The organism is uncultured Roseibium sp. (assembly GCF_947499295.1).
Taxonomy (GTDB): domain Bacteria; phylum Pseudomonadota; class Alphaproteobacteria; order Rhizobiales; family Stappiaceae; genus Roseibium.
Map to the genome: position 1 here is coordinate 1 of NZ_CANMNP010000065.1, position 3,967 is coordinate 3,967.

General features: G+C 56.0%; 2 protein-coding genes and 1 pseudogene. All 3 read left to right on the plus strand.

The features are described 5' to 3' along the window. The first annotated feature begins 274 nt into the window (after positions 1-274). Entirely contained in the window at positions 275-1,897 is a 1,623-nt protein-coding gene (locus Q0835_RS29420) for an amino acid adenylation domain-containing protein (RefSeq protein WP_298966963.1), read from the plus strand. Further along, entirely contained in the window at positions 1,897-3,210 is a 1,314-nt protein-coding gene (locus Q0835_RS29425) for a hypothetical protein (protein WP_298966966.1), read from the plus strand. The genes Q0835_RS29420 and Q0835_RS29425 overlap by 1 nt, the downstream gene beginning before the upstream one ends. A 50-nt stretch (positions 3,211-3,260) precedes the next feature. Next, a pseudogene (locus Q0835_RS29430) lies at positions 3,261-3,515 on the plus strand (IS6 family transposase); the annotation flags it as partial. Between the last annotated feature and the right edge of the window lie 452 nt (positions 3,516-3,967).

Here is a 3,967-nt window from a genome sequence, read left to right on the forward strand (position 1 = left end):
GATCGGATTAAGCGACCAAATCCTACGTTATTTCAGAAGCTTGTACCAAATCCACCAACCACTATGAATTCTTAGGGCTAACATCGCTGAACCACGTCAACAACCTGCCAATCCCATCCATACGGTTGTTCACAATTAGATATGTAGCACTCTTTCCAGAAGTTCCTGCATTTCGGTGTTCAACATTTTCGTACGGGGAATTTAAATATCGCGACATAAAATGGGTATATTTCCCATTGTTAATGTTGCCGCATCGTTGAGTATGGAGGGTGCTATGCCGGAATTTTCACTTCACGCGTTAAAAGGGTCACAAGTGGTTGACCTTGTCGCTCCGCAATTAAACGCTGACTCTCTTGTCTGCCTCTCGGTTGAAGATCGGTACAAGTTTAGTGCCTTCGGCTGGGGTGCATCGGTTCGCCCGAGGCACGCGACAATCACTGCCGCTGTCCGCCACTGGATGCGCACGCAACCGGATGCGCCCGCCGTTGAATGCGGCGGTGAAGCACTAAGCTACCGGCAACTCGATGAAGCATCGAACAGACTGGCGGGCCTGCTGAAGCGTCAGGGTGTCAAACATGGTGACGCAGTCTGCCTCTACCTTCGGCGTTCTCTGGAAATGGTGGTCGGCATTGTTGCCGTTTTGAAACTTGGCGCGGCCTATGTTCCACAGCATGTTGGTGTCGCACCGGAAAAGGGTCTCCGCCACATTGCAAATGTGACAGGTGCCAAGGTTCTTCTGACACTAAGCGAGTTGGCAGGTGACGTTCCGGTGGAAACTCACCAGGTCCTGATAGCAGTCGACAGCGTAATGAAAGACGAGACACTGTCCTCAGGCACTCCTGAACTACTTTCTCATCGGTCCGAACCGAACGATCTGGCGATGATCCTGTTCACTTCGGGCACGACAGGCGTCCCCAATGGCGTCCAGGTCACTCACCGAAATCTTGCAAACATCCTCCTGACCTTTCCTGGCGACCTTGGAATGCGGCCGGGTCTCAAGGTCGGGCAGATCCTTTCCATCGCCTTCGACATGGCAGCCTGGGAAATTCTCGGGGCACTGTCCAACGGAGCTACCCTGGTCATTCGCGGCAAGTCCATTCAGGAAACAGCTGAGATGGTCGACGTTCTGATTGCAACGCCCTCGATCCTTTCTTCCCTGGATCACAGCCGCTGCGGGCAAGTCAAAGCCGCTGCGGTCGCAGGCGAGCCCTGCCCGCGCTCGCTCGCCGACACCTGGTCAACCTTCTGCACCTTCTATAATTCCTGCGGGCCGACGGAGACGACGATCATCAACACCGCCGAACCGCACCTTCCGGAGAAGAAAATCCTCTCCATCGGCCCGCCGACGCCAAATAACACGGTCTATGTTCTGGACGAGGACCTGCTTCCACTGCCGATAGGTGAAAAGGGGGAAATGTGGGCCGGCGGCGACTGCGTGACAGCCGGTTACCTCGCCAATCAAAAACTGACCGATGAACGCTATCGTCCTGATCCTTTCCGGCCGGGTCACATGATGTTCCGCACACGCGATCTCGGCCGCTGGACAGAGGATGGCGAGCTGGAACACTTCGGTCGAACCGACGACCTGGTGAAGATCCGCGGGTTCCGCATCGAACTCGATGGCGTTTCCAGCGCGCTTGAAAGCGCCGACTGCTGCCTTCGTGCGGTCACCCTGAAACTCGATGACCGCAACCTGGTTAGTTTCATTTCACCCGCAAATGCATGTCCTAAAAAAGCAAGACAGCAGGTCAGCGATCGCCTTCCCTACTACTGCATGCCGACGATCGTACTTCCTTTGCCTGAATTGCCGCGTACACCTCGCGGTAAACTGGACAAACGCCAGCTTCACAAGCTCGCCGAAAACCATATCGTAACGGAAGGCGTGGAGTTGAACTGATGGCGACACAGACAACAGACCTCAATTACGCTGCGCCTAACTGGCGGCGCATGACCCGCAACCCGGCCCTGATGGAGTATCGACGGCTTTATGTTCTGGTTGCGATGACCAATCTCGCAGTCCTTGCTGCCGGTATCCCGAGTGGTCAATGGTTCGATGGACAGGCCTTTCGGTTGGATGCGATCGCCGACATGGCGTTGATCAATCTGTCGCTCGGCATACTCATCCGCCAGCAAAGGGTCATCAATGCCCTTTTCTGGCTGGCAACGCGCATTCCTGTTTCCTGGCCGCTATGGATCAGATGGGGAGCCGGAAAGGTGTTTCATTTCGGCGGTCTTCACTACGGCGGCACGGTTGCCGGAACTCTCTGGTTCGCGTTTCTGCTTTACGCCATGGTGGCGGATCGCCTGTCCGGTTCATTGCAGATCTCCGATATAACGCTTGGTTTGAGCGCATTGATGGTGGCGCTGATGAGCCTCATGATCGGTACTGCCCTGAGCAGGTTCCGGGCGCGGTTTCACAATGCCTTTGAAAAGATCCACCGCTTTGTCGGCTGGACGGTGCTGGCCCTCTTCTGGGCGCAGACGGTCTCCATATCCGCCGACATGGGGGGCGCTCTGACAAGCACGGCGGCATTTTGGATGCTGTGTCTCATCACCCTGTCCATTGCCTCCCCCTGGCTGACGTTAAAGCGGGTTAATGTGGAAATCGTCAAGCCGTCCAGCCACGTCGTGCTTGCCCGTTTCAACTACGGCGACACGCCATTTGCCGGCAGTTCCAACGCGATCAGCCAGACGCCGTTCGGCGAGTACCACTCGTTCGCAAACATCCCCGCGCCGAACGAGCCGGGCTACCGGCTTGCCATTTCCCGTGCAGGAGACTGGACAGGAACCTTCATCGACAATCCGCCGAAGAAGGTATGGATCAAGGGCATTACGACTAGTGGAGTTGCCCGTATTGAGGACCTCTTCACGAAGGTGGTTTACGTGGGCACTGGGTCCGGGATCGGTCCGATCCTGCCGCACCTCTTGAAAGGAAAGGTTCCGAACAGGCTCATCTGGTCGACGCGTGCGCCGCGCAAGACCTATGGCGACGACCTGATCGATGAAGTCGAGGCACACACGGAAAAGCCCCTGATCTGGGATACCGACGCGCATGGCAAGCCGGATCTGTCGGCCCTGGCCTTTCAGGCAGTGCGCGAAAGCGGTGCAGAAGCGGTCATCGTGATCTCGAACCAGAAACTCACCCGCAGGGTCGTTCACGACATGGAATCGCTCGGCATCCCGGCCTACGGCGCAATCTGGGACAGTTGACATGAGATTGCCAAGTTGTTGATGGGGCTCAGCGCTGGTAGATAGCAGTGATGTTTCAGAGTTCCGATTTTCCGCGTCTCAAGATCTTTCGTTTTCCCAATTCGATCATTTCCTACGCCGTCTGGGCGTATCACCGGTTTGCGTTGAGTACGGCAGATGTTGAAGATCTCCTTTTAGAGCGGGGTATTTTCGTCAGACGGGAAACGATCCGCAACTGGGTGAATCGGTTTGGCCGGCATTTCGCGCGCTGCATTTGCCGGGACCGGCCAAAGCCCAACACCAAGTGGCATCTTGATGAGAGTGTGCCGCTCGGCACCCACAGCAATGTTGGGGCCGAGCTGCACGGAAAATGAGGGTTTGACCCCTCGAAGCCGACGGTCAGGGGTAGGTTTCAAACCACTGCAAGCTGCGACGGTAAAAAGCCGTGGTGGTGAGCGTTGCAGAAAAGGCGGGCTCTAGTCCGTTAGGTGAGGTTTAGAGAGACGAGCGCAAGCGAACCGCTGATGACGTGTCAAAAAGTGCAAGATGATGTCGATACCGGGCGGAACTCGTTAGCCCGGGACGAGTCTGGGGGGCGACCTGATTTCTGCCCAGGTGGCATCCGGCATGGAGGGGCGTTGTTGCATTAATCCGATTGGTCGCCTATCTGCTCGGCGTTCAGTTGCTTAAGAAGTTTTGTGTGAATTGGTCCCGATTTTCTGGACAAGTTGACGGCTGATTTAAGGTGTATCCGGGTTGGTTTTCATGCCGCCAATTT